This is a genomic window from Rossellomorea pakistanensis (assembly GCF_016908495.1).
Taxonomy (GTDB): Bacteria; Bacillota; Bacilli; order Bacillales; family Bacillaceae_B; genus Rossellomorea; species Rossellomorea pakistanensis.
Genome location: NZ_JAFBDZ010000004.1, coordinates 258,175 through 282,630 on the forward strand (window position 1 = coordinate 258,175; position 24,456 = coordinate 282,630).

The following is a 24,456-nucleotide window of genomic DNA, read 5'->3' on the forward strand; positions in this document are numbered from 1 at the left end:
AAACTATAAGGAGGTTATTTAATTGAAAGGCAATGAAATTTTATTTTTATCACAAGAAGATGTGAAACAATGTGGTGGATTTGATATGGTCAATATTATAAGCATAATGGAAAAAGTTTTTAAACTCCACCATAAAAAAGATTACATTTTACCGAAAAAAACCGCACTACGTTGGGGAGATATGGATTCAGAGTCGATAACAGGACGGATTAATTCAATGCCTGGTTTTATAGGAGGAGACTTTAATATATCCGGTATTAAGTGGATCTCTAGTGCACCGCAAAATCCGTTTAAATATAATCTCCCTCGCGCCACGGGATTAATTATTCTAAATGATCCTAATACACTTACTCCTACTGCGATTATGGATGGAACATTAATAAGTGCCATGAGAACCGGTGCCAATTCAGGTGTTGCTGCAAAATATCTTGCTAAACCTGATTCAAAAATCATTGGACTGGTAGGAGCAGGCGTTCAAAACAGAACACAATTACTTGCCCTTAAAGCAGTCCTTAAAGAAATTGAAGAAATTAGAATTTATGACCTCGATGAAGCTAGAGCAAGAAATTTTGCAAAGGAAATGCAATCAGTGGTTAACACTCCTATCTTAGTGATGAATTCATCAGAAGAAACAATCAGAGGAGCGGATGTTTTTGTTACAGCTACGGTTACAAAAACCCCTATCGTAAATGCAGATTGGATAAAGGAGGGTTCCCTTTATATTCATGTTGGTAGTCACGAGTGTGAATTTGATGTCATCTATCAATCTGACAAAATTGTAGTCGATGATTGGGGGGAGCTTAAGCATAGAGGTGTAGAAACCATTTCTATTATGTATAATACCGGTAACTTTGACGAGACTACGATCTACTCAGAGTTAGGGGCAATCGTTTCAGGTAGTAAACCGGGTAGGGAAAATTCTACTGAGAAAGTGTATTTTAATAGTGTTGGGATGGGGATCGAAGATGTTGCAGTAGCGAAAGCCGTCTATGAAACGGCCAAGAACAATCATGTAGGACAGTCATTATCATTATGGAATACTCCAACTTTTATTTAAGGAGGTAGATCATATGCCACAAGAGGTTATTTCCTCTGATTTGTTAAATTCTTTCTTATTTTATGTAAGTATTCTCGGAGTTCTCTTATTTATCGGTGTCATTTCGAGAATTAAAGTCGGAATTTTCAAGAAATTATTTATACCTGCCTCTTTAATTGCTGGTTTTATTGGTATCATCATCGGCCCTTATGGATTAAAAATATTACCGGAGCCAATGGTTAGTACTTGGGGCAGCTTAGCAGGAATATTAATAACGATTGTATTTGCCCCAATGCTCATTGGAATGACCCAAAAAACATCAAAGGAAGCGGCAAAGCATGCAGTTCCACAAGTTTTATACAGTTATTTAGGAAGTACCCTTCAAATTGGTGTTCCTTTACTCGTCACCGGACTAATTCTAATTCCACTTTGGAATGTAGATGAATTGTTCGGATCCATCATCGAGATCGGATGGGCTGGTGGTCACGGAACAGCTGGCGGAATGCAAAGTGTTTTTGAATCCTTTAATTGGATGGAAGGCACGTCCCTCTCTCTTACTTCAGCAACCATTGGATTACTCGTCGGGATCATTGGTGGAATGATTATTATAAATATCGGAGTCAAAAAAGGCTATACATCCGTCATCAAAAGTACCTCTCAATTAAAATCACAACAACAAGATATCCCTCAAGAGAAAAAAGCCAACTCATATAATACAATAAACGCAGATGTAGTGGAAAGCTTCGGATTTCATTTTGCTTTAATCTTTATTGCCGTTCTAATCGGGTGGGGACTACAACAACTAATTAGTCCTTTCATCACAGGCGTACCTTTATTCCCATTAGCCATGATTGGTGGATTAGTCGTTAATATAATCCTTTCAAAAACGAAATTTTACGAGTTAATCGACAAAAATACTCTGAATAGAATACAAGGGCTAGCCTTAGAATTTCTTATTGTAGGAGCGGTAGCCTCAATCAAAATCCCTGTAGTCCTTGAATTCGCTGTTCCATTACTTATTATCACTGCATTCAGTATCATAACGTTACTTTGGTATTTCTACTTTATTGGTCCAAAAATGTTTAAAAAGGATTGGTTTGAACATTCCATTGTCAACTATGGTACAGCTACAGGCGTCACAGCCGTCGGGTTAATGCTATTAAGAACAGTGGATCCCAATATGAAAACCGAAGCGGCGTCTGCTTATGCGATTAGAGCCCCCTTTTACAGTCCTTTTCTAGGAGGAGGTTTAATTACTTCTATCGTTCCCGTTCTTATTATTAATTATGGTACCACGTTAGTGGGCTTTGGGTTCTTATTGGTTTCTATTCTAATATTAGTCGTGTCTAAATTGCTAGGGATTTTAAATTGGGAGGCAGGAAAGAACCTTGGTAATCAAGATAGCACCTTTCCAAAAGTAGACCTATAGGAAAGCTGTCCCAAAAGGAATTTTGGAAGACACAGAGTAATTGAGTTTTTCTTCCTCCTTTTAAGTTACTAACAAAAAATAAAAAACGCGTATCAGTGTTCAATTGGTACGCGTTTTTTTATGTAGTCATATTCCATATGTATTTTCCTGTTTCTGAATAATTTACCATCACACTAATTTCTTTATAATAGATCCCTTATCTTATTCCATTATGACAAACTTGGCCTCTATTCCCCATATTCTCTGAAATACACCTCAAGGATCGTTTTAGAATGATTAATTAACTTTCTGGTTGACTTTTATCTGACTACAAATGTAATATTATACTACAGTTGTAATCAACTGAATTAAAAGGGGGAATAAGTGTTTACAAATAACGTTTGGTAAACGGAGAAAACAGTATAAAAAATCCATTACTAGAAAGAAGGAATCAATATGAGAAATACAAATCCATACAAGTCCGGCGTGCGTAAGTTAACACTGTACCTAGCATTGCTGTCCCTGACAATACTTACCGCATGCGTAAATGCAGATAATAAAACCGATGCATCATCCGAAAAGGAAATCGAAAAAGAGCAAACGATCAATAAAGATGAAAAGTTTGTCCAGCTCGAGGATGAATTTGACGCCCGAATCGGTGTCTATGCAATCGATACGGGGACTAACCAAACCGTTGAATTCAACCCGGATGAGCGTTTTGCCTACTCATCCACCTTCAAAGTTTTGGCCGCAGCAATCCTGCTAAAGCAAAACGACCTCAAAGATCTTGAAAAAGTCGTTACGTACAATAAGGAAGATTTGGTTACCTATTCTCCGGTTACCGAGAAACACGTGGATACCGGAATGACACTGTTGGAAATAAGTGAAGCGGCTATCCGGAAAAGTGACAACACTGCGGGGAATCTATTACTTGAAGCGCTCGGGGGTCCTGATAAATTCGAGCATGCCTTACGTGGGATAGGTGATGACGTTACCCAGTCCGAACGATACGAAACCGAATTGAATGAATTCACACCAGGGAATACACGTGATACCAGCACACCGAGAGTTCTGGCCACCAATCTGAAGAAAGTCGTACTTGGTGATTATCTTCCAAATAAAAAGCGTGAATTACTTATCGATTGGATGAAAGGAAATGCAACAGGAGATGCACTTATACGTGCAGGCGCACCTCAAGGGTGGATAGTTGGGGACAAAAGCGGAGCCGGAAGCTACGGAACAAGAAATGACATTGCCGTTGTATGGCCGCCGAACCAAGAACCAATCGTCATTGCCGTTATGTCACGGTATGATACAAAGGATGCCAAATATGACAATGCGCTGGTTGAAAAGGCTGCCGAAATCACACTAAACGCGTTTAAATAAGAAAACCTGGATCACACATGTCAGTCAGGGGCTGGCATGTGTGACCCTCCACACAACCATTTATTCACACCTTTTTACATTGGAGAAGCTGACTAGATTTTTGGTCATGGGTCTAAGACAGTTTCGATTATGTCTTTATTTTCTTGGTTTATTTCATCCGACACTTTTTGTTTCTGCCGTATGAAGTAGTAGAGCTATTTCTTTTTTATTGTAACCACTTCGGTAAAAACTCAGAATCCTTTGCTGTCTTTTGAAAACTCTGGAAGGTGCCCATCTGCAGATTTCCTTTAGGCAATGGCATTCCTTTACCGATAAATTTTTATAGTCATCATAATTTTCCCTTATCATATCACCGATGAAATCATTCTATTTCTCACTCACATACATGACCCCCTTTCAAAAATAGTTTAATATATTTTTTTACATACTGCTTGAATCACCAGCCTACTCATATAAAATTTATAATCTAACGGAAACATTGACGCAGTGGCAAAATTAAGTTACTTTGGGTAAATAACTTCGCGGTTAAGGAGATGAAGTAAGATGTCTGCCCTTCACCTGGCTGTAAGCATGTTTATATCTTCTTTCATAGTCATCATAATCTTGCTAATCCGAAAGATTTTTAAGAACCAATTATCATCCAAATGGCAATACAATTTATGGTTTATTTTACTGACCGCGTTAACACTTCCCTTACTTCCAACGCATTTATTGGATTTTGGTGGTACGTTCACGTGGAATGGGAATCAAAACAGTAATCCGTCATCGTCCAATCCCACAATAGAAAATCTCGCAACGGAAAATGGAAATTGGATGAACGATTTTTCAACATCTGTTAACCGGTTTGACCTGACATTATTCAACCAATTCATAACCATTATATGGATAACCGGCATGCTCGTGATGATTGCTTTGACCATTCACGCATGGACGAAACTGAGCCAAATAAAAAAGTCCACAAGCTTCGTGAAAAATCAAGAGGTTCTCGCATTATTCGAACAGTGCAAACAACGCCTCCATATTTCACAGCAGCTTGTGTTGGTGAAATCACCGCTCATCAAGTCGCCGCTGACGTTCGGTATTTTCAAAACCTACATTATTCTTCCAAGCGATGCTGAAGCATGGCTGTCTATGGATGAGTTGAAATACATTTTGCTGCATGAATTAAATCACTATAAATATAAAGACATTGCTACGAATTACCTGATGGTTCGTTTCAGATTTTGTACTGGTATAATCCATTGATTTGGATTGCCTTCAGGGAAATGCGGTTAGACCGGGAAATCGCCTGTGACAGTGCCGTCTTAAAACTGCTTGATCACAACCAGTATGCAGCATACGGAAACACAATCATTCATTTTGCTGATAAATCTTATCTTCCAAGGCAGTTTGCAATGGTTAACCAGCTTGCTAGTTCCAAAAAGCAATTAAAAAAACGGATTGAACGTATTGCCGCCTTCACAACAGAATCAAAACGTTTAAAATTGAAAAGCATCCTGATTTTTATGTTTCTGGCGGGGGTTGTCGTGAGTCAGATACCCATTGTTTCTGCCATTCCTTATGGTGATGATCGGATCAATTTTGAACATAAGCGGACCGTGTATGAGGATTTAAGCGCATTTTTCAACGGACATGACGGCAGCTTTGTACTGTACGATTTGCAGAAAGCGCAATACCATATCTATAATAAAGAGAAAAGCACGTTACGGATTTCGCCGAATTCCACATATAAAATATACAACGCGTTATTCGCATTGGAGTCTGGTGTGATTACACGTCAGCAGACCTCCATGAAGTGGAACGGAAAAACATACCCTTATAAAACCTGGAACCAAAATCAAAATTTATTTACCGCGATGGAAAATTCCGTGACCTGGTACTTTCAAATGCTCGACAAAAAGATTCAGATGAAAAATATATCCAAGCATATCTAAAAAAAATAAATTATGGAAATCAAAATGTGTCCGGTGGGATCGAAGATTATTGGCTCGAATCTTCTTTAAAAATTTCACCGATAGAACAGGTGCAGACACTCAAAGACTTTTATACAAACCAATTTGGATTTGATGAGAAGAACGTTCAATTAATAAAAGATGCCATCAAGCTGGAAACAAAAGACCATTCAACACTTTATGGCAAAACCGCCACAGGAACGGTCAACGGAAAAAATGTGAATGGCTGGTTTATGGGATATGTTGAAACGAAAAACAACACGTATTTCTTTGCAACCAATATCGAAAACAATCATCATGCTAATGGTATTATAGCCACTGACATAACAAAATCCATTTTGGAAGACAAAGGCATTTATTAGAAAAGTAAAGGCAGGGATTCACGTGACGAATAAAATACCCACTATTTCAGAGTCGGAATGGGAAGTGTTGAAAGTGCTTTGGCAAAAAGCTCCCCGAACAGCAAATGAAATCATTTCATCCTTGCCGGCACAAAATAACTGGAAGCCGAAAACGGTACGTACCCTATTGGATCGGCTCACTAAAAAAGAAGTCATTGGTGTTCACAAGGATCAGCGAGTCTATACATTCTATCCACTATTTTCCCAAAACGAATGCCAGCGCGCCAAAACTGAATCTTTTGTGAAACGATTCTATGACGGCACCTTAAAATCAATGCTCGTTCAATTTATTCAGGATGAGGAATTGACTGACGAGGATATAAAAGAATTACGATCTATATTGGATAACAAGCAGGATAAGGAATAAGAAACACCCACTTCAGTGCAAAAATGGGACTTTCCAAAAACCCAACATTCCGGAAATTTTGTACGATAAGTAAATTAGAAAATAAAACAGCCGATTTCACCTTCTATTTTTAAGGAATCGGCTGTTTTATCTGTCTTACTATTTATGTCAGGTAATTTGCGCCCGTTCTAAGTAAGTCGGAAGAATTGAGGTAACAAATCAGACCTATTCATTACCTCTAAATGAAAAGAGTCACTAATCAAACTAAATAATCCCCAGAAGACCCAAACTCCGAATCCCCTCACTTAAGCTGTTCATTCAACACACTATCTTCTAAAACAGAAAATTTATCTCCATATACTTTCGTTAAATGTTTTTCACCCCATGCACATAGTGAATTTAAGATACTTTCTAAGCTTCGTCCATATTCACTAAGCTCGTATTCTACCTTTGGCGGAACTTGATTGTGCACGATTCGATTGATGACCCCATCCTCTTCAAGCTCGCGCAGCTGTTGGGTAAGCATTTTTTGTGTGATATTGGGCATGAGGCGCTTTAATTCGCTTGTTCGTTTTTTTCCGTGAGTCAGATGGCAAAGAATCACACATTTCCACTTCCCACCTATGACTTCTAATGTCGCTTCAACAGAGATATTGTATTTCTTTTTTTGCATCTTTGTCCTCCTTCTTATAGGTACTAGAAAGTACCTATATTACTTTTAGGTTTCTATATAACTTTAAAGTGCGTACTTTTCTTTATGATCGATATATCTCATAATAACATTTGCCGGCCGATTCATACTATACTTTCTTTCAAAATTTATTATTCGCTGAAAAGAAAGTTTTCATTTATATAACTGAAAAAAGGAGGAGATAATATGGCTTTAAGGAAAAAGCAAAGCACATTAGCATTGCTTGCCTTAGCAGTAAGTGCTTTTGCCATCGGAACGACTGAATTCATCAGTGTCGGATTGCTGCCTCTTATTGCTAATGATTTAAGTATCCCGGTGACCACTGCAGGGTTAACGGTTTCTTTATATGCCCTAGGGGTAACATTTGGAGCTCCTATTTTGACATCTTTGACATCGAGAATGTCACGTAAGACCTTATTACTTTGGATTATGATTGTCTTCATTATTGGTAATACTCTTGCAGCAATCTCTACGACAATTGGGTTATTGCTAGTAGCACGTGTGATCTCAGCATTTTCACATGGGGTCTTCATGTCAATAGGATCGACAATTGCTGCCGATTTAGTTCCGGAAAATCGCAGGGCCAGCGCGATTTCCATTATGTTTACAGGTCTTACAGTAGCAACAGTAACGGGTGTTCCATTTGGAACCTTTATTGGACAGCAGCTAGGTTGGAGAACAGCCTTTATTACCATTGTAATCATTGGTGTCATTGCCCTGATTGCTAATAGCATTCTTGTCCCATCTAATTTACGAAAAGGAGTAAAAACAACTTTTCGTGATCAGCTTAAGCTTGTGACAAATGGCCGGTTATTGCTTTTATTCATCATTACAGCATTAGGATATGGCGGAACATTTGTCGTGTTTACCTTCTTATCACCATTGCTTCAAGACATCACTGGGTTTAAAGAAGGAACGGTGACTGTAATTTTATTAGCTTATGGAATTGCGATTGCGATTGGGAATATGATTGGAGGTAAGTTATCGAATCAAAATCCAATTCGCGCATTGTTTTATATGTTTATTGTACAGGCAGTCGTCTTATTTATTTTGATGTTTACAGCACCATTTAAAATGGCCGGATTAATCACGATTCTTTTAATGGGGCTGTTAGCATTTATGAATGTGCCGGGCTTACAAGTATATGTTGTGATGCTGGCAGAGCGCTTCGTTCCTAGTGCGGTTGATGTGGCATCGGCTATAAATATTGCTGCCTTTAATGCCGGGATTGCAATAGGCTCTTATTTAGGCGGTCTTATTACAGACTCAATAGGACTTATTCATACGTCCTGGATTGGAGCCCTTATGGTTTTAGTGGCTGCAGTTTTAACTGGATTTAGCAGAGCTTTGGAACAAAAAGATCAAGCAAGTAAAGCATAATAAAATTTTGGAGGTATGAAAAATGATGGTTAACAATTTACAAGCTACAACAACTTTGCATAATGGTGTGAAAATGCCTTGGTTTGGAATTGGAGTTTTTAAAGTCGAAGAAGGTCCTGTATTAGTGAACGCAGTAAAAACAGCTATTAAACAGGGATACCGTAGTGTGGATACCGCAGCGATTTATGAGAATGAAGAAGGTGTTGGCCAAGGGATCCAAGAAGGCTTAAAAGAAGCCGGTATTTCAAGAGAAGAGCTATTTGTCACTTCAAAGGTTTGGAACGCGGATTTAGGATATGAATCAACGATTGCTGCTTATGAAACAAGCTTAAAGAAACTTGGCTTAGAGTATTTAGATTTATATTTGATTCATTGGCCGGTTGAAGGAAAATATAAGGATGCTTGGAGAGCATTAGAAACTCTTTATAAAGAAGGTCTAGTAAAAGCAATTGGGGTAAGTAATTTCCAAATCCATCATTTGGAAGAATTAATGAAGGATGCTGAAATAATGCCTATGGTCAATCAAGTAGAATACCATCCGCGATTAACTCAAAAAGAGCTGCAAGCATTTTGTCAAGATAACGGTATCCAGCTTGAAGCATGGTCACCATTAATGCAAGGTCAGTTGCTAGACAACGACGTTTTACAGGAAATGGCGAACAAGCATAATAAATCGGCCGCTCAAATTATTTTGCGTTGGGACTTGCAAAACGGGGTTGTGACCATTCCGAAATCAACAAAAGAGCATCGAATTGTTGAAAATGCGAATGTGTTTGATTTTGAATTAACGAAAGAGGAAATGGAAATCATTGATGGATTAAATCAAAATCTTCGTGTAGGGCCAGACCCAGATAATTTTGATTTTTAATGTAAAGAATTCGGACTCCGAGTTCTTCGAGTGTAGAGAAATAGGTAATTTTTCTCTACACTTTTTTTATGATGGTTGATTAGTTTCACACTTACACAATAAGTTTTGGTTTGTTAATGACAGCTTTTTCTTTTCTCTAAGGTTCAGTATTTATGTGACACTTTGTCCTTTTAAAACCTGGCCCCCTATAACTTATAGGTTATCTATCTCTTTTCCCCATTTTCTTCTATTAATTACTATTTCAATTATTTTTTTGCTTTAATCGTTTTTAACTTTTGGATAGGGTTAATAGAACAAAAATTCATAGTTAACCTTTTTTTCAATTAGAAAGACTGTCCTACAAGTTCATTATAGAACCCTTAGGGACAGCCCATTTTTCATTCTCCAAATAACGATTAAATACTCTTACCAAGTACAGCCATCAACTTCCCATATATCCCCTTCCAAGAATCATCCAAATTCAAAGTTATAACTTCCATCGTCACCCGCTCATCCCATCTAAAAGTCTCATCTACTTCAACCCCATTAAGCGGATAAATCAATATCCCTCTAACTTTCCACTCTTTCGGTTGATGCATCAAGTAGGTGTATAGTTGATACATATTGTGGCTATGAAATGACGATTTCCCGTAATTCTCTTGAAAGACATTTTTGTAAAACTTCGCGTCTATGATGATTTTCTCTGATCCGTTCTTTTGTGTTAAGGATACATCTGTCCTCATGGATGGCAATAATGATGGATTACCTTTTAGCTGCCACTGCATGACTTCAGAATGTACCCGATAATCCTGCTGCTCAATTCGGTAAAAATGAAACAAGAATTTCTCGAAAATCTGATTTAACGATTTTTCATCTAGTTCGGCTGAGAACAAACTCCAGTTGCCATGTTTATGGGAAAGCAAGGTTAATTCATGCAACAATTTAGCGATATGGACCATGCGTTTATAATGCACATCATGTCTTCCAAAGTAGATTCTTGAAAAGAGTTCCTTTGTTAGTGGTGGCGTATCCACTTCCGGTATTAATTCTAAATACATAAAACTGCGCTTTCTCGTTTCTTCTTTTACATAACGATTCACACAGATGGCCTTTAAGGTAGATTTCATCACTTGATTCTGCAAAATGTTCGCCGAGTATTCATCTTTCTCGCACACGACAATCGGTTTCCTTGCGACAATGTAGGGGATGGAATCATTCATCATCATTCGTCCACCAATGCGGCTGGTGGATTTCTTTTCGACTCTATAATTCTTTACTAGCCCACGACGATTTAAGGCATTTACTTCATCTAAAAACCGTTTGGCAATAAAATCATACGTAATCAAATCTTCATCCACATCATTCAAACTCTCAACTAACTCAGGCATATCATTCACATAACTGAGTAAGCAAAACAGATTTCGAATAGGTACTTTGAATAAAGGTTCCATTTTAAATTCCCTCAATCAGTGAATGAACCATTTCTGGACGGTCAAAGAAATATTCCTCTAACAGTGGCTTAATTTCAAAAGTCAGGATTCCTTCAAACCATATGTTTTCATCCATATTCTCGGGTTTTGACGTAAAAAATGAGTGACCAATAGCATAGCCGCTACCTAACTGAAAGTCGCCTACAATCTCTTTGTTTATCCTCTCAACTGCAAATAATATCCGAGCGACCATTTGGTCCGAAACCCCTGATTCTTGAATCCTAATCTTCCATTTTTCATTAAAAGCAGGTTCAAGCGTCACGAAAGCAAAGCGGCGACGAAGAGCTACTTCTAACTGGGCTAAGGATCGGTCTGCTGTATTCATGGTCCCAATCAGATATACATTACTTGGAACAGTAAACTTGTCTTTTGAATAGCCCATCGTCACAAACTCATCCCGCTTATCACGCTCAATAAGCATGAATAATTCACCGAAAATCTTGGACAAATTCCCGCGATTAATCTCATCTATAATGAAGAAGTAATCCTCTTCCGGGTTTTCTAATGCACGTTGACAAAAATCATAGAAAATACCAAACTGCAGGGAAAATCCATGTTCATTGGGTCTGAATCCCATAACAAAATCTTCGTATGCATAGTTTTGATGGAACTGAACCATTTCAACTCGATTTTCATCCTTCACACCCATCAATGAATAAGCAAGTCGTTTAGACACAAATGTTTTCCCAACGCCAGGAGGTCCTTGAAAGATCAGATTTTTCTTGTAATGTAATAGATTCGTGATTGTATCGTATTGTTTTTCATCAATAAATACTTCTTTTAAGAAATCCTCTTTGGTATAGCTTTCTAGTTCAACTACGCCTGAATCTACATGTGTCGTTTCAATTGCTTCTTTAAGATTAGGTTTTAAACGCCAAGTAAAATGTTGATTCTCTTCGTATTCACCTTCGAAAAGAACACACCAATAACAGGTAGTCCCATCTTCCCTTTTGATTGGAGATATCCCGGTTGCTTCATGTACTCGTTTTGCAAGTTGTACAATCGGGGCGTTAAATGAAGCCGAATGCTTTCCAAGAGCAGCTGCTAACTCAGTCGCCGTTGCCTCCCCTCCAAGCTCGTACATTTTATGAAGATACACTAAATCTTTCTCTTCAAATACCGCATCATTCTTAAGAAGCTCTATCCAGGTTTCCATGCTAATTTCCTGTTCTTGCTCGATAGGCTCCTCCCTTTCTTGTTTAAATTTCTCTAACACACCCACCATTTTTTGATGAAATTCTTCATAGGTAAACGATTCAGTATCTGATTTCATCACTAAATCTTCTTGCCCTTGATTCGGATGATGATCACCATATAGCAAACCGTATCGTACTCCATTTTCATCAATGGTTACAAAAAACTGTGGAGCTGTGCGGTGATTGGCATGCCCTTTTTCATAGACGGCTAACCAGCATTCTGAGCATCCAAAGTTTTGATTCCAGTTAAAACCATTCAACACTTTTTCTTCGACAAAGTTCATGCCTTTGAACTCTTCCATCTGGCGAATAGCCTTATGAATCTTACGTTGCTCCTCTTGGACTTTTTTCTTTTTATCTGCATAGTACAACTGGAATAGTATCGTGAAATTATTCCATGATTGCAGGATATTCGTCTCATATTTGACTTTCACTTTATTCTTAATCTCTTCCATTTCCGCGATACTTACAGAACCAGATTCAATGATTTTGTCTAGTACCATAAATTTAATAAGATTGACCTTTTCACTATTGCGATAGTTCTCTCTCAGTGAATGTAGAGATTCAGAATCCAGCTTTGTGATTGCCTCTAAAATAAGTGCAGGATTCTTGATAAAGTCACCCAACTCAGTCGCCATATCATGCAAGTACTCCACAGCACTTTCTACCATGATTTTTTCATACTGTGTGCTGCAAAAAAAGAAATCCTGAATATCGAGAATCGTCAAATCTGGATAAGACGTCTTCAAGTGCTGAAGGGCAATCTCACACAAATTTAAATAGGTTTGATAATTGCTGCCTACAGATCCAAGTTTCATCTCAATCCCATAACTTCTTTTCAGATCTACAAACACTTCTTGTTTATAAATGGGGTATTTTGTATAATCAGCAGCTGCCAACAAATATCCAAACAATGGTGCACCCAAAGAAATACTAGGGTTGTAGGCTTTCCCTTTTTCGCGAAACTTCTCTACTCTTTCTTCAATTGAAGAAGAAGAATGAAATAACTGATTAAGCAAATCTGCTACTTCTGAAGGACGTGCCTCTGCAAACTTAACTAAGTCATCCGTATTACTCCAATGCACAAAACTCCCGGTAGTTGGATTCTCTTTTTGAATCTTCTTCACAATATCTAGTACTGTGAGCTCGTTAATGTCTTGCCCTTTCAGAAAGCTATTTAAACGGGACAAGATTTCTATTTTATAAGACTCCTCATATAAGTCTGCCTCTTTAAATAATAAATATCTTCTAAATGAAATGTCTATGTATGTATCTTTTAATAAATGTTTCTTTAATTCTTCGTATTTCATGAATTGCACCCCTTACTTTGAATGGAAAAATATATCTATGTTTCTATTATAACTAGGGTTTATAAAAAAAAGAGTAGACCTTTGGCTACTCAAACTGTATTTACTTCTAGTAATTGTATTTAATTATATTTGCTTTCGTTCCTTTCATTTGGAAAAGTCACCTTTGCACCATTTTATATAATTTCCAGAGGGAAGATACTATATTCTTTGCTTTATCATTTTCATTTTATCCAATACTAGTATTGGATAAACAAGTTTTAAACTTTTTATCCGTTTCAATTTTCATATTGTCTTAAAATATGGATAGAGTCTATAGTAAAGATGGATTTCAAAAAGCTAGGAATTCCAAAATTCCCGTTTAGTATATACTTGAACCCTTCTACAATTAATCGCAAACTCACCAAGAGCTATGCAATATGTTGAAACCAAAGTGTAATTTACACATTATCAACAACCAAAATTTGATTTTAAAATGGTGAATAAATAATATTAATAAATTCTACATTTATATAACCATATTATTAATTTAAAATTACATTCACTATTAGTAATACGGTTCACCGTAACGTTGGATAGGGTAAAATAATAATAAAAAAAGGGTAGCTTTGTTAAATCATTGCTACCCCTAATTCTATTTCATATGATGACCTCATAATCATTAAAGAATAAGGAAGTTATAATTAATTAAAATACAACGAGTCTTTACCAATTCGCATAGTATAGGAATCTCCATCTATAAATTCTTTAATTTTTTTATCTAGTACTTTTTTATTAGGCTCAGATAATTTTACGTAAAGATTTACATTTATAGCTTCCATTATAGAATTAAATATTACAACACTATAATCAAAAATTGTTCGAGCAAATTTATGCATGTCAAAAAGAAAATTATCTTCTATCTGATGTTTTATTCCTAATCGCTCTTGGAAATCTTTACTAAAATAAGTAAAAGAATCAACATCTTTGTACGGTATCCATAATAAATTAGGGTTCTTACCAGACGTTGAGGATGAACCGATTCCTTGAAAATAATCCCTATGTTGTAGTGCATCACGAATCTCATAAACAAAATTAATAAAAACTTTCACTTCTTTACCCAATAAATAATTAACTAAATCATTGTTATAATACTTTACACTTTTCAAAAAAGGAATGTTTTCTTTACGATTATATACCCTTATGGATAAATCTTTCGGATGTTTTAGCTCAATATTATAAGTATCCTTAATAACCCCAGCAATATTCTCAAATGAACCTGTGAGTAACATTATAAAGTACCCTAAATGATATATTGTGTCATCTATCGTATCGTTATTTGGCGTCTTATAACAATTGAACTCTATTTCATCTATAGATTTGCAAAGAAGATTTAGTCGGTTAGTTAAACTACTATAATAGCTATGTTGTAAACCCGTTGAAACATTAGAAGGTTTTGTATTAACACGATTTGGTTCAAACAGCTTAGAAAATTTGCTCATTAACCTGTAATTATAATATATTAATTGCCCCTTGATTTGATGATTAAAGCGAACATAAAAAATTCTATGGTGCACTAACAAAATACGAATCTCTTCAAAAAATTGATTAATACTGACCTTTCTAATATTTCCTTCTCTTCGAGTTAGATATGGGTCAGTTTCATCCATGATAAAATAGTCAGGAACTATATGATTAATAGTCTGCATATCAGGTACACTAATTTGTCCGTTATTATATTTTTTATCTGTCCAATAGACTAATTCACCATTGAGTACAATTAGCTCATAATCTTGTGTAGAAAAAAGTATTGTACTACCATTTAACTGCTTTTCTTCATATTTTGGAATGGAAATCTGATGCTTTTCAATCAAAGTTCTAAATTTATCATTACTGTTTTTGTAGGGTAAAAGTGTTAATTCTATAAAAGATAACCTTGCCAGAGAAAATAATTTAGAGATTTTCATCTCATATTCTTCAATAAAGTCATTAAAATATTGTGATTGAATTATAATTTCAATCTTATTCTCTTCACTTGGGACCCCTCTATCAAATAGATTTTCTTTTCGCCTATACACCATTTCTCACTCCATACTTATTATTCAACTAGTTTATATTTAGATTATCTATTATAGACTGTATAGAGTTATCTTGAATTTTCACATCAGCATCTTGGTCAAAGTAATAAGAAACCATTCTTACACCATCCTGGTCTAATCTATTATAAAAGTAACAAGCATTAACCTGTGTATTAGGACTTGGCATCAATCTGATAAACGGAAGTAATACCAACGGTTCATAAGCATCTTCTTCAAGTAAGTATAAATTATCTATATCTAACCCATTTAAAACTTCAATATTCTTCTCAATAAATGTGTTTCTTGTTCCTTTTAACAATTTACAATTACAATGGTATAATCCAAAACTAAAATGTCCTGTTCCTGGTTGAATTAGTTGATACCCCTCATTAACATCACCAATAACTTTTCTTAAAGAATGTAATTCATTTTCTAATAAGACCAATCTATTTTTAGCTTCAGTAGTGCTTTCAACTCCACCATGACCTTTCCAATCATTTCGGTATCCATTCGTCTTCCTTAAGATATTATATATTTGCTTAGATGAAATCATTTTTATAAAGCCTTTTCTTTTGTGTTGAAACAATCTTAAGCACTGCTCAGGCGAATCTTCTAATAATTGTCTTAATTTTTTTGACATATTTTCACCAATGTGGACCCATGTCCCAAAGGTTGCTCTAGTTATTTTACTTGCGTCAATATTATATATATATTTTTCATCCAAGTTACTGCCATTCTTTGAATATGCACTTAACATTAATACAACTTGGAATTGGGCAAATGCTTCAAAGAAGTGTAACAAAAATTCTTTCTTTGAAGTAACATCCTTTATCGCATAATATTTATACAGGATAGATGCTAAAGGAAATGGCAATGTATCTATCCATTCAGAGAATCCCTCTTCTCTATTTAACTTTTCTACTCTCTTATTTAACTCTTCATAACTGTTCGGATAATTCCACGCTTTATTTTCAATGCTGTCTAATTCATTTCTAAACTCATCAATCTTGGATTGGATGTTTAAAATTCGTTGTTGTATGCTTTTTTCGGGAAGATAAACACTTGTTCTCAGTAAGCTTTTTTTATTTATTCTTTTTATAACAGAACCACTCATCAAGCTTTCTCTAACAAGTAGTCCTAATTCCGTATTAAACCATATAGCCAAATAGGATGCATTAACATTATCGTTTAAAATAATTTGATAATAATTTTGTGGTTTAATTTTCATTTCTTGTTGATTTTCTACTACATCCGATAAGCCTATACTAGGTAAATAAATTGTGTTCACATGATGTTCAAAGGTATCATTCTCATTTCTTGATAAGCTATTTATGCTAATTTCAAGATTAGTGAAAGGTACGGTATTAAGATTACTTTTATTGACAAGTCTTTTTATTTCTAACTCTTTTTCAATTTTTACATATGAAGTAAATGATTCACACTCTACTAACTTACCATTTTGAAGTATTTTACTTTCTTTTCGATTTTTCCAACTTTCCACTACTTGGTCTAAGTTTTCACTTTTTAATTCACTAATGAACAAATCATTGAATTTTGTGTGGCTTAAAATTACTAAGTAGGTTCCAATGCCTGTATTGGTTAATGTTCCAGGGGGAAGATAGAAAGCGGCATCTAAATGAACTCCTTGCTTTTCTAGTATTGGTAAAATGGAATTCGCCTTTTCTCTCTTGAAAAAGTTTTCTGTAACAACAAAAGCTATTTGACCTTTTTCCCTTAGCAAATAAGATGATTTTAAAATTAACAAATGGTTTAATTCATCATTAAATTTTTGATTATTTATTTCTGTTTTAACCTTATAACCTAATGGGGGGAAACTACATATTAAATCAAACTTATCCTCACCATATTCATCAAGGACCCTTAATGGGTCACCAGTTTCAATATGATGCTTATCATCTCTTAGCATCAAGTTTGTAATCTTAGCCAACATATCACTTTTACTAACTAGAGTGCTATTTTTCACATGGTTAGCTATGGCATCTATCAATTCACCGTATACATTCCATGGTACTAATACATCTACATCATCAGCAATTACCTTTTTTATAAACTGAGTAACTATTTCAGGAGTAATTACTTCGTTAGTAAAGCGAGTGGATTTCTTTTGTATCTCATAAATATCCTCATAATTTAGTTCCATGTTATTTTCAAGCCCTGTAAGAATTAATTCATTTACATCTGTTCCAATAGATTCACTATTTGTATTATTTAACCAATACAATTGTTCTAGCTTACTATTCATTCACAGCGCCTCCAACATATTATGTAATAATTAATTAGAATTGTTTTTATTACTTCCAATGTATATCGTATAGTTTAGAAAGAAGGTTTATATATGTCTTACATTACATACGGAACTACCACTATTCATTACTGCCATTATAAACAAACTAGAAAAGACGTTAAAATATCATTCGACCTTGTTAATGGAGTCGAAGTGTTTATATCTGAGAATATTCATGAGGAAAAACTATCTCAAATCATGAAACAAAAGGCACCGTGGATTTCTCAAAAGCTCCAGGAACTCAATGAAGTCAAAACGGCTATTCCTCAAAAAGAGTTCGTAAGCGGGTAAAACCTTCCCTACTTAGGTCGTCATTATCGACTGAAGGTGCATAAAGAAGGCATTCCTAAAGCAACACTTCAATTCAAACAAGGACGTTTCATCGCTACCGTTCCTAGTGCGTGGTCTCAGGAGCAAATACAGGAGCATCTCGAACAAAAACTCAGTCATTGGTATCGTGAACACGGACATAAAAAATCATTGAACGAGCACGCAATTATCAATCTTTGCTAGGTGTCGAACCTCGGTCTCTACAACTAATAACACAACATAAACGTTGGGGAACATACACCCCAAATGGTGATATCTATCTGAATTGGCGAATCGTGATGGCACCCGTTCGAGTGATTGATTATATTATCGTCCATGAGTTATCTCATTTAATCGTACCTGAGCATAATGATAAGTTTTGGCGGATAGTCAAAACGACACTTCCCCACTATAAAGAAGCAAAAGAATGGTTACGTGTACATGGTATCGAATTACATAGTATCGGGCGAATGCACCAAAGCATATAAACCATGCCCAATTCGTTCGTAATCATCATATACGGTTTGATGGTGTTTCTTGGTCCCGACACAATATTTACTTGTCAAATGGGTACGGATAGTGGAATCCTTATAAATGGTACCAGCCCTTTCCATCTCATCCAGGACCTCTTGGGTTGAAAATTTATTTTTTCCTTTTGCTTTCACAAGTTGCTGTACCACCTGTAACATTTCCTCACGACAGCTCGTCCTTTTCTTTTTATCCATTAACCAGATTCCTCCTGTAAATAGAGGCATAATACCTTTCCATGATGTTATGCCTCCTAGTTGCTGTTAATTAAAACTTATAATGAATCTCACCCAATTCCATAATTGTCTGCTACACTTTCAACTTGTTGATTAGAAACAGAGCTTGCTCGAAGCTGTTTCTTTAATCTTTTTCTCATTTCACGCTTCACATCTTCTTTTTCTGTCCAGTCAATCACTACATTATCTTGAATAATATCAGTGATAATCTCAGTCAAATCTTTTAAGCTTTCTTGTTCCATTTCAACTGGAATTTGCTGTTCCAACAACTGATAAACGGCAACTGCTTGGCATCTTTTAGACCGAACGATTGACTCTCCGTTCCATATCCATCATTTCTTCTCTCATGGCTTGGTATTCTTCCAGAAGTTCTTCAATCGTCAATTAACGGGCCTTGCGTTGCTATATTAACTGCTCCAATCGTTCTTTTATGGATGTGTATTTCACTGGGTTCTCATCCAGCTTGATTCGGCTTTCATGTTTAATCGCATGTTCCATTTCTGCAGCTTTTGCTTCAGATGTTTTTAACTCATCCAGCTTCTCATCAAATTTACTGGTTAAAATGTTTACAGGTTCAAATAAAATTTCAGGAGTCGATGGATAAACGTATTCTTCAATCAATTCCCGTATCTTTCCACCACAATCGGAAATATCCATCGTGCCATCATCGCCATAGTAACGGGATTTTGCTAACTTTCGAATCTTGACTAACCACTTCAAGTCATCTACATATGCTTTCGCTATTTGACTAAGCATAACTATATCTATGCTTTCAGAGAACTTCTTAAAAGCTGTATCGAACGTATTGCGCACATCTTCTGGTTCCAGCACTTTCAAACAAGCTCTTAAATAAATGTGAATCCGACAAAAAAAGAGCTAAGAGACATTGAGGTCCCTTTCAGTTTTACCCTCACTTATGATACGGTTCACCGTAATTAATTCTAAATGTATATTTTTAAGTGTAAAGCTTTTCTTCTCCTTCTCCAAATCTTATAATCTAAAACCTAAACACCATTTTTTCATTTTCCAACCTCAAATCATCCATTTATAGAAGTGGATAGACATATCAGATAAACTATTTTTCTTTCTTTTGAATTGTATAAGAAAAACTATCTAAATAATAGGAGAACTAAAAGTTAAAAGACATTGTTTTCCGAGTCAATCTTTTGATAATAGTCCAAGCTCTCTTTACAATATTAATAGAGTCACTATCCAAAGGAGTTGAGTTGATCATATGAAAGCATTCGTCCATGAAGGAACGAAAGGATTAGCAGGTACTAGCCATAGGGAAATCGAAGAGGTCCAGCCTCAAGCTGGCGAGGTGAAAGTAAAGCTGAAGTATGCTGGATTGAATCATCGCGATTTATTTGTGCTGGAGCGTCATAAGGAAAGTGATCCGGCGCTTGTGATTGGGTCAGATGGAGCTGGCGTGATCGAAGCGGTTGGTGAAGGAGTGACCAATGTTAAACCAGGAGATGAAGTGGTTATCGACGCCTCCCTTGGTTGGCAGAAAAAAAGTGATGCCCCTCCTGTTGGCTTTGAAATCATCGGTCTGCCAGGACATGGGACGTTTGCGGAATACATTACGGTTCCCGCTCAAAATGTGGAGCCAAAGCCTGCTCACCTCACTTGGGAAGAGGCTGGTGTTCTTCCGCTTGCAGCCCTTACGGCTTACCGTGCTCTCTTTACTCGCGCTAAAGTAAAAGCTGGAGACACAGTTCTTCTACCTGGGGTTGGCAGTGGGGCTGTTACTTATTTATTATTGTTTGCAAAAGCCATCGGAGCACGAGTTATAGTTACTTCCCGATCAGAATTCAAACGGGAACAAGCCCTAAAGCTAGGTGCGGATCTTGCACTTGACAGCAACAGTGATTGGGAAAAAGAGCTAGATAGAGAGAAAGTAGATATTGCCGTTGAAACCGTTGGAGCAGCCACGTTTAATAAAACATTAGATCAACTGCGACCAGGCGGGACTCTCGTAACCTTTGGGGCTTCTGCTGGAGATGAAGTCACCATTAATATCCGTAATTTATTCTATAAGCAATACAATCTACTAGGCACCACGATGGGCAGTCATGAAGAATTCAAGGAAATGCTGGAGCTGGTCAATAAATATAAAATCAAACCAGTCATCGATCAAGTCTTCCGTCTTAGTGAAACAGCGGAGGCTATGAAGAGATTAGAAGAGTCCGAGCAATTTGGGAAGATTGGAATTGAGATTAGTCGATAATGTAAAGGAAAAGCCCTTTTTTCATGAAGATAGAAAAAAGGGCTTTTGGTTTCGATAGTTTCGGTATGTTAATAGGATTAACATTATTGGTGCTATTAAGATCTAACCTTTTTCGGGCATTAACCTGGTTGACACTGCAATTCGATTCCAAGCATTAATTGCGGCGATCTGCATAATGATTTCTGCCACTTGCTTCTCATCGAAAAAGGTTCTTACTTCCTCATAAACCTCATCAGGAACGTGTGTATCTGCTACAAGGGTAATCGCCTCCGTCAAAGCAAGTACGGCCCGTTCTTCCTTTGTAAAGAAAGGGGTCTCGCGCCAAGCATTCAGAGCATAAATACGTTGCTCTGTTTCTCCACGTTCTCGTGCCTCTTTTGTATGCAGATCGATGCAATACGCACATCCATTGATTTGAGAAGCCCGAATTTTAATAAGTTCTTTCAAGCTTTCATTCATACTTGTGGTCATCAAATATTTTTCTAGACCCACCATTGCCTTATACCCTTCTGGATTTACCTTCCCCATATTGAATCTTGTTTCCATCGTATCTTCCTCCTAATCTAAAATCAGTTCCTATTTGGGCGACAGGATCTTGCAAAGGCTAGTAGGATTCATTCCTTATATCCCCTGTCACGTATAAGACAAATGAGGTCTTTAGTTTGTGACAAAAAAAGAAAAGAGATCTAAAAAATGATCTCTTTTCGATGGATGACTAGCGAACTAGAATATGCTGTAATTTATCGGGATTGACAACGATATAGATTCTTCTAATCGATGTTCCGCTTTCATCCCACTCAAAGCAAATGGCTGTCTTTGCACCGTCTTTATTGATTTCTAAGAACCCGGCTTGACCATTGATGATGGTTGGTTGAATCTCTGATTGTAGGAATCCGCGTGGAACGACGGACTCCAGAAAGGTCTGTATTCGCTCTTTGCCCAGAATCGGGAAAATAGCGGCACGCACTTTCCCTCCTCCATCGGTAACAAGGATGGCATCTGTTGTCAGTAAATGAATAAACTCTTCAAAATTTCCTGTTTTGGAGCCTTGGATAAAGGAATGAATCATCTTTTCAGTATGAACAGATGGCTGCGGATGTACGGGAACCTCACGCTCGATCTTCTCCTTGCAGCGGCTGTAAATCTTACGGCAATTGGCTTCTGATTTGTTTACCATCTCAGCGATTTCCCCATAATCGTACCTTAATGCTTCCCTTAAGACGAATACAGCCCTTTCAACAGGTGTTAATTTCTCTAACAGGACAAGAAAGGCATAGGATACGCTTTCGTTTTGAAGGATGGTTTCCATAGGATTTTGTTTCGCCAAATCGACTTCTGGCTCGGGAAGCCACTCTCCTGTATACACTTCTCTCTTTTTCCGAGCTGATTGTAGGATGTTCAAACAATGGTTCGTCGTCATTTTCAGTAAATAGGCCTTCTTATTTCTAATAGCGTCTTTATCCATCGTTTGACTTTTAAGAAGGATATCCTGGGCTGCATCTTCTGCCTCACTAACCGAACCAAGCAGACGATAAGCAACAGAGTAAACAAAAGTCCGATACGTTCTATACAACGTTTCAAAGTCCATCCAATCTCTCCATTCTACACCGGGTTTCACTATAAAATTATATACTATGACCCCGCAGTTTGAATGCAAAGATAGATGATTAAAAAATAAAATAAATTATATGAGAACAGGGACACCAGAATACCGATGCCCCTAAATAATTCGCAACAAGTCTTTTACTGCTCGTTTCCATCTTTTTCACCGTTCTCTAAGTTCAATAACTATGGTCTCAAACAAACCATTCATCTATCTTTTCTATTCTTCATGATGATAATGAAACTCTATCAAATTCCCATCCGGATCACTGACATACACTTGATACCAACCTGCAGCGTTACTCGGGATCGTTAACTTCGAAACATGATGGTCTTCCATACGCTTGATAAACGCTTCGATATCTGTCACACGAATAGCAAAATGACCATCAGCACTGTCTAATTCAACCGTTCCTCTTAATGTTTTTCCTTCGTGATAAACGATCAAATGCAGCTGGGTGTTTCCGATTTGATACCATGCACCACGTGTATCGAAATTCGGTCTCTCGATTTCTTCAAAGCCGATAATCTTACCATAGAAGTGCTTTGCCCGTTCAAGGTCTGTCACGATTAACGAAACATGGTGAATCCCGGTGTATTCCATTAGAAGCCTCCTGTTAAGCATTTTTCTCTTATACATCTAATCCATTCTTTGGAAGATTCATGGGAAATGGAGCTGGTTGATCACAGCTGCTTTTCACTTCATAATGCTTTCCTTCTTCTGAAGCAATATGGAAGCCATGCATAAGCTCCAACACATGATAAGCCATTTGTCCGTTGGCTCGATGGGCTCTTCCGTTTTGAATGGCGTAGGCCATGTCCAAAACGCCAAGACCTCGGCTGTTTTCCGTGAATCCGTGTGTTAACGGAATTTCGGTAAAATCCGTCTGGTGATGCTGTTTTATATAAACCGGTCCGTCGAATGTGTTAGGGTCCGGAACAATCATTGAACCCGTTGTTCCATGAATTTCGATATGGGGAGTTCGTGAACCCCAGACATCAAAGCTCGTAATGATCGTGCCGACTGCTCCATTTTCAAAATCCATGATTCCTGCGATATGTGTCGGGGTTTCGACTGGGAAGGTTCTTCCGTAATTCAATTCATTCGTGATCGATCTTTCCTTAAATGACATTTTTGCGGAGCCTGTCACACGGCGAATCGATCCCATTAGATTGACTAATGCCGTAAGATAATACGGTCCCATGTCAAACATCGGTCCCGCCCCTTTTTGGTATAAGAAATCTGGATTGGGATGGAAGCTTTCCGGTCCGTGGTACATCATAAAGGCTGTTGCCGCAATAGGCTCCCCAATCCAGCCGTCATCAATTAGCTTTCGGCAGGTTTGAATTCCTCCCCCTAAAAAGGTATCTGGAGCGGACCCTACTAATAGTCCTTTTTCTTCCGCGAGTGAAAGGATTTTTTTCGCATCTTCCAATTCTATAGCTAGAGGCTTCTCCCCGTAAGTGTGTTTTCCTGCTTCAAGTGCTTTGAGATGAATTTCCGCATGGGCACTTGGGATCGTTAAATTGATGACAATCTCAATTTCCGGATCAGCAAGTAATTCTTCCACTGTACATGCTTTTGGAACATTGAACTCTTCAGCACTTGCTCTTGCTCTTTCCATATCCAAATCCGCACAAGCGACAATATCTAAGACCTCAAATTTTTTCCCTGCCTCAAAATAAATCGAACTGATATTTCCGCAACCGATAATTCCTACTTTCACTTTTCTCATCGTACTCCCTCTC

The 24,456-nt window shown here is 37.0% G+C and carries 23 protein-coding genes and 1 pseudogene; 12 read left to right on the plus strand and 12 right to left on the minus strand.

Annotated features, from left to right (window positions below; all coding sequences use genetic code 11):
- Positions 1-181: 181 nt before the first annotated feature.
- From JOC86_RS18855 to blaI, 7 genes and pseudogenes are all read left to right on the plus strand, one after another.
- Positions 182-1,057: a hypothetical protein gene (locus JOC86_RS18855; RefSeq protein WP_419096123.1), complete on the plus strand. Its 876-nt coding sequence runs from the start codon at positions 182-184 to the stop codon at positions 1,055-1,057.
- 13 nt (positions 1,058-1,070) lie between these two features.
- Positions 1,071-2,465, plus strand: coding sequence for a sodium/glutamate symporter (locus JOC86_RS18860; RefSeq protein WP_205174499.1), 1,395 nt, complete (start codon positions 1,071-1,073; stop codon positions 2,463-2,465).
- A gap of 435 nt (positions 2,466-2,900) precedes the next feature.
- Complete coding sequence (bla, locus tag JOC86_RS18865) at positions 2,901-3,830, plus strand: class A beta-lactamase (RefSeq protein ID WP_205174500.1); 930 nt, start codon at positions 2,901-2,903, stop codon at positions 3,828-3,830.
- A gap of 570 nt (positions 3,831-4,400) precedes the next feature.
- Positions 4,401-5,218: pseudogene (locus JOC86_RS25185) on the plus strand (M56 family metallopeptidase); the annotation flags it as partial.
- A gap of 117 nt (positions 5,219-5,335) precedes the next feature.
- On the plus strand, positions 5,336-5,764 hold the full coding sequence (locus JOC86_RS25190; RefSeq protein WP_338021793.1) for a penicillin-binding transpeptidase domain-containing protein: 429 nt from the start codon (positions 5,336-5,338) through the stop codon (positions 5,762-5,764).
- A 26-nt stretch (positions 5,765-5,790) separates the two neighbouring features.
- Complete coding sequence (locus JOC86_RS25195; RefSeq protein WP_338021785.1) at positions 5,791-6,144, plus strand: penicillin-binding transpeptidase domain-containing protein; 354 nt, start codon at positions 5,791-5,793, stop codon at positions 6,142-6,144.
- Positions 6,145-6,166: 22 nt separating this feature from the next.
- Positions 6,167-6,550 (plus strand): penicillinase repressor BlaI, encoded by a 384-nt coding sequence (gene blaI / locus JOC86_RS18875; protein ID WP_205174501.1) that lies wholly within the window; start codon positions 6,167-6,169, stop codon positions 6,548-6,550.
- A 280-nt stretch (positions 6,551-6,830) separates the two neighbouring features.
- Here blaI and JOC86_RS18880 read toward each other — a convergent pair whose 3' ends face one another.
- Positions 6,831-7,202, minus strand: a complete 372-nt coding sequence (locus JOC86_RS18880) for a winged helix-turn-helix transcriptional regulator (protein WP_205174502.1) — start codon at positions 7,200-7,202, stop codon at positions 6,831-6,833.
- A 204-nt stretch (positions 7,203-7,406) separates the two neighbouring features.
- On the opposite strand from JOC86_RS18880, the gene JOC86_RS18885 reads away from it, so the two are divergent.
- Together JOC86_RS18885 and JOC86_RS18890 are read left to right on the plus strand one after the other, a co-directional pair.
- Complete coding sequence (locus tag JOC86_RS18885) at positions 7,407-8,600, plus strand: MFS transporter (protein ID WP_205174503.1); 1,194 nt, start codon at positions 7,407-7,409, stop codon at positions 8,598-8,600.
- A gap of 25 nt (positions 8,601-8,625) precedes the next feature.
- Positions 8,626-9,468, plus strand: coding sequence for an aldo/keto reductase (locus JOC86_RS18890; protein WP_205174713.1), 843 nt, complete (start codon positions 8,626-8,628; stop codon positions 9,466-9,468).
- A 395-nt stretch (positions 9,469-9,863) separates the two neighbouring features.
- Here the strand turns inward: JOC86_RS18890 and JOC86_RS18895 are convergent, their stop codons facing one another.
- The 4 genes from JOC86_RS18895 to JOC86_RS18910 form a co-directional block, all read right to left on the minus strand.
- Positions 9,864-10,898 carry an McrC family protein gene (locus JOC86_RS18895; RefSeq protein WP_205174504.1) on the minus strand — a complete coding sequence of 345 codons (1,035 nt, stop codon included), beginning with the start codon at positions 10,896-10,898 and terminating at the stop codon, positions 9,864-9,866.
- Position 10,899: 1 nt separating this feature from the next.
- Positions 10,900-13,443 (minus strand): AAA family ATPase, encoded by a 2,544-nt coding sequence (locus tag JOC86_RS18900; RefSeq protein WP_205174505.1) that lies wholly within the window; start codon positions 13,441-13,443, stop codon positions 10,900-10,902.
- A gap of 680 nt (positions 13,444-14,123) precedes the next feature.
- On the minus strand, positions 14,124-15,497 hold the full coding sequence (locus JOC86_RS18905; RefSeq protein ID WP_205174506.1) for a hypothetical protein: 1,374 nt from the start codon (positions 15,495-15,497) through the stop codon (positions 14,124-14,126).
- A gap of 28 nt (positions 15,498-15,525) precedes the next feature.
- A complete protein-coding gene (locus JOC86_RS18910; protein ID WP_205174507.1) occupies positions 15,526-17,760 on the minus strand; it encodes an N-6 DNA methylase in 2,235 nt (744 codons plus the stop codon).
- 93 nt (positions 17,761-17,853) lie between these two features.
- Between JOC86_RS18910 and JOC86_RS24760 the strand changes: the two genes are divergently transcribed.
- Together JOC86_RS24760 and JOC86_RS24765 are read left to right on the plus strand one after the other, a co-directional pair.
- Positions 17,854-18,093 carry a hypothetical protein gene (locus tag JOC86_RS24760; RefSeq protein ID WP_239587703.1) on the plus strand — a complete coding sequence of 80 codons (240 nt, stop codon included), beginning with the start codon at positions 17,854-17,856 and terminating at the stop codon, positions 18,091-18,093.
- A gap of 215 nt (positions 18,094-18,308) precedes the next feature.
- Complete coding sequence (locus tag JOC86_RS24765; RefSeq protein ID WP_239587704.1) at positions 18,309-18,599, plus strand: M48 family metallopeptidase; 291 nt, start codon at positions 18,309-18,311, stop codon at positions 18,597-18,599.
- Here JOC86_RS24765 and JOC86_RS18920 read toward each other — a convergent pair.
- From JOC86_RS18920 to JOC86_RS25060, 3 genes are all read right to left on the minus strand, one after another.
- Positions 18,564-18,836: a DUF7669 domain-containing protein gene (locus JOC86_RS18920; RefSeq protein WP_205174508.1), complete on the minus strand. Its 273-nt coding sequence runs from the start codon at positions 18,834-18,836 to the stop codon at positions 18,564-18,566. The two genes, JOC86_RS24765 and JOC86_RS18920, sit on opposite strands and share 36 nt — an antisense overlap.
- An 89-nt stretch (positions 18,837-18,925) precedes the next feature.
- Positions 18,926-19,141, minus strand: a complete 216-nt coding sequence (locus JOC86_RS25055) for a type I restriction enzyme endonuclease domain-containing protein (protein WP_275583415.1) — start codon at positions 19,139-19,141, stop codon at positions 18,926-18,928.
- Between the two features lie 136 nt (positions 19,142-19,277).
- Positions 19,278-19,706: a type I restriction enzyme endonuclease domain-containing protein gene (locus tag JOC86_RS25060; protein ID WP_338021786.1), complete on the minus strand. Its 429-nt coding sequence runs from the start codon at positions 19,704-19,706 to the stop codon at positions 19,278-19,280.
- A gap of 403 nt (positions 19,707-20,109) precedes the next feature.
- Here JOC86_RS25060 and JOC86_RS18930 point away from each other — a divergent pair, with 403 nt between their 5' ends.
- Positions 20,110-21,105, plus strand: coding sequence for a zinc-binding dehydrogenase (locus JOC86_RS18930; RefSeq protein ID WP_205174509.1), 996 nt, complete (start codon positions 20,110-20,112; stop codon positions 21,103-21,105).
- A 102-nt stretch (positions 21,106-21,207) separates the two neighbouring features.
- On the opposite strand, the gene JOC86_RS18935 is transcribed toward JOC86_RS18930, so the two are convergent.
- The 4 genes from JOC86_RS18935 to JOC86_RS18950 all read right to left on the minus strand — a co-directional run bounded on the left by JOC86_RS18935 (position 21,208) and on the right by JOC86_RS18950 (position 24,443).
- The gene (locus JOC86_RS18935; RefSeq protein ID WP_205174510.1) at positions 21,208-21,651 is read right to left on the minus strand and encodes a carboxymuconolactone decarboxylase family protein; all 444 of its coding nucleotides are present in this window, start codon (positions 21,649-21,651) and stop codon (positions 21,208-21,210) included.
- Positions 21,652-21,820: 169 nt separating this feature from the next.
- On the minus strand, positions 21,821-22,693 hold the full coding sequence (locus tag JOC86_RS18940; protein WP_205174511.1) for an RNA polymerase sigma-70 factor: 873 nt from the start codon (positions 22,691-22,693) through the stop codon (positions 21,821-21,823).
- 234 nt (positions 22,694-22,927) lie between these two features.
- On the minus strand, positions 22,928-23,311 hold the full coding sequence (locus JOC86_RS18945; RefSeq protein ID WP_205174512.1) for a VOC family protein: 384 nt from the start codon (positions 23,309-23,311) through the stop codon (positions 22,928-22,930).
- Positions 23,312-23,339: 28 nt separating this feature from the next.
- Positions 23,340-24,443, minus strand: coding sequence for a Gfo/Idh/MocA family protein (locus JOC86_RS18950; RefSeq protein ID WP_205174513.1), 1,104 nt, complete (start codon positions 24,441-24,443; stop codon positions 23,340-23,342).
- Between the last annotated feature and the right edge of the window lie 13 nt (positions 24,444-24,456).

Bases quoted from the DNA above. Each gene is read 5' to 3' on its own strand.
- JOC86_RS18860 (WP_205174499.1), top strand. From the start codon at position 1,071: ATGCCACAAGAGGTTATTTCCTCTGATTTGTTAAATTCTTTCTTATTT.
- JOC86_RS18940 (WP_205174511.1), bottom strand. From the start codon at position 22,693: ATGGACTTTGAAACGTTGTATAGAACGTATCGGACTTTTGTTTACTCT.
- JOC86_RS18900 (WP_205174505.1), bottom strand. From the start codon at position 13,443: ATGAAATACGAAGAATTAAAGAAACATTTATTAAAAGATACATACATA.
- bla (WP_205174500.1), top strand. From the start codon at position 2,901: ATGAGAAATACAAATCCATACAAGTCCGGCGTGCGTAAGTTAACACTG.
- JOC86_RS18945 (WP_205174512.1), bottom strand. From the start codon at position 23,311: ATGGAATACACCGGGATTCACCATGTTTCGTTAATCGTGACAGACCTT.
- JOC86_RS18855 (WP_419096123.1), top strand. From the start codon at position 182: ATGGATTCAGAGTCGATAACAGGACGGATTAATTCAATGCCTGGTTTT.
- JOC86_RS18910 (WP_205174507.1), bottom strand. From the start codon at position 17,760: ATGAATAGTAAGCTAGAACAATTGTATTGGTTAAATAATACAAATAGT.
- JOC86_RS18920 (WP_205174508.1), bottom strand. From the start codon at position 18,836: ATGGATAAAAAGAAAAGGACGAGCTGTCGTGAGGAAATGTTACAGGTG.
- JOC86_RS25190 (WP_338021793.1), top strand. From the start codon at position 5,336: ATGTTTCTGGCGGGGGTTGTCGTGAGTCAGATACCCATTGTTTCTGCC.
- JOC86_RS18890 (WP_205174713.1), top strand. From the start codon at position 8,626: ATGGTTAACAATTTACAAGCTACAACAACTTTGCATAATGGTGTGAAA.
- JOC86_RS18930 (WP_205174509.1), top strand. From the start codon at position 20,110: ATGAAAGCATTCGTCCATGAAGGAACGAAAGGATTAGCAGGTACTAGC.
- JOC86_RS18935 (WP_205174510.1), bottom strand. From the start codon at position 21,651: ATGGAAACAAGATTCAATATGGGGAAGGTAAATCCAGAAGGGTATAAG.
- JOC86_RS24760 (WP_239587703.1), top strand. From the start codon at position 17,854: ATGTCTTACATTACATACGGAACTACCACTATTCATTACTGCCATTAT.
- JOC86_RS18885 (WP_205174503.1), top strand. From the start codon at position 7,407: ATGGCTTTAAGGAAAAAGCAAAGCACATTAGCATTGCTTGCCTTAGCA.
- JOC86_RS18950 (WP_205174513.1), bottom strand. From the start codon at position 24,443: ATGAGAAAAGTGAAAGTAGGAATTATCGGTTGCGGAAATATCAGTTCG.
- JOC86_RS18895 (WP_205174504.1), bottom strand. From the start codon at position 10,898: ATGGAACCTTTATTCAAAGTACCTATTCGAAATCTGTTTTGCTTACTC.
- JOC86_RS18880 (WP_205174502.1), bottom strand. From the start codon at position 7,202: ATGCAAAAAAAGAAATACAATATCTCTGTTGAAGCGACATTAGAAGTC.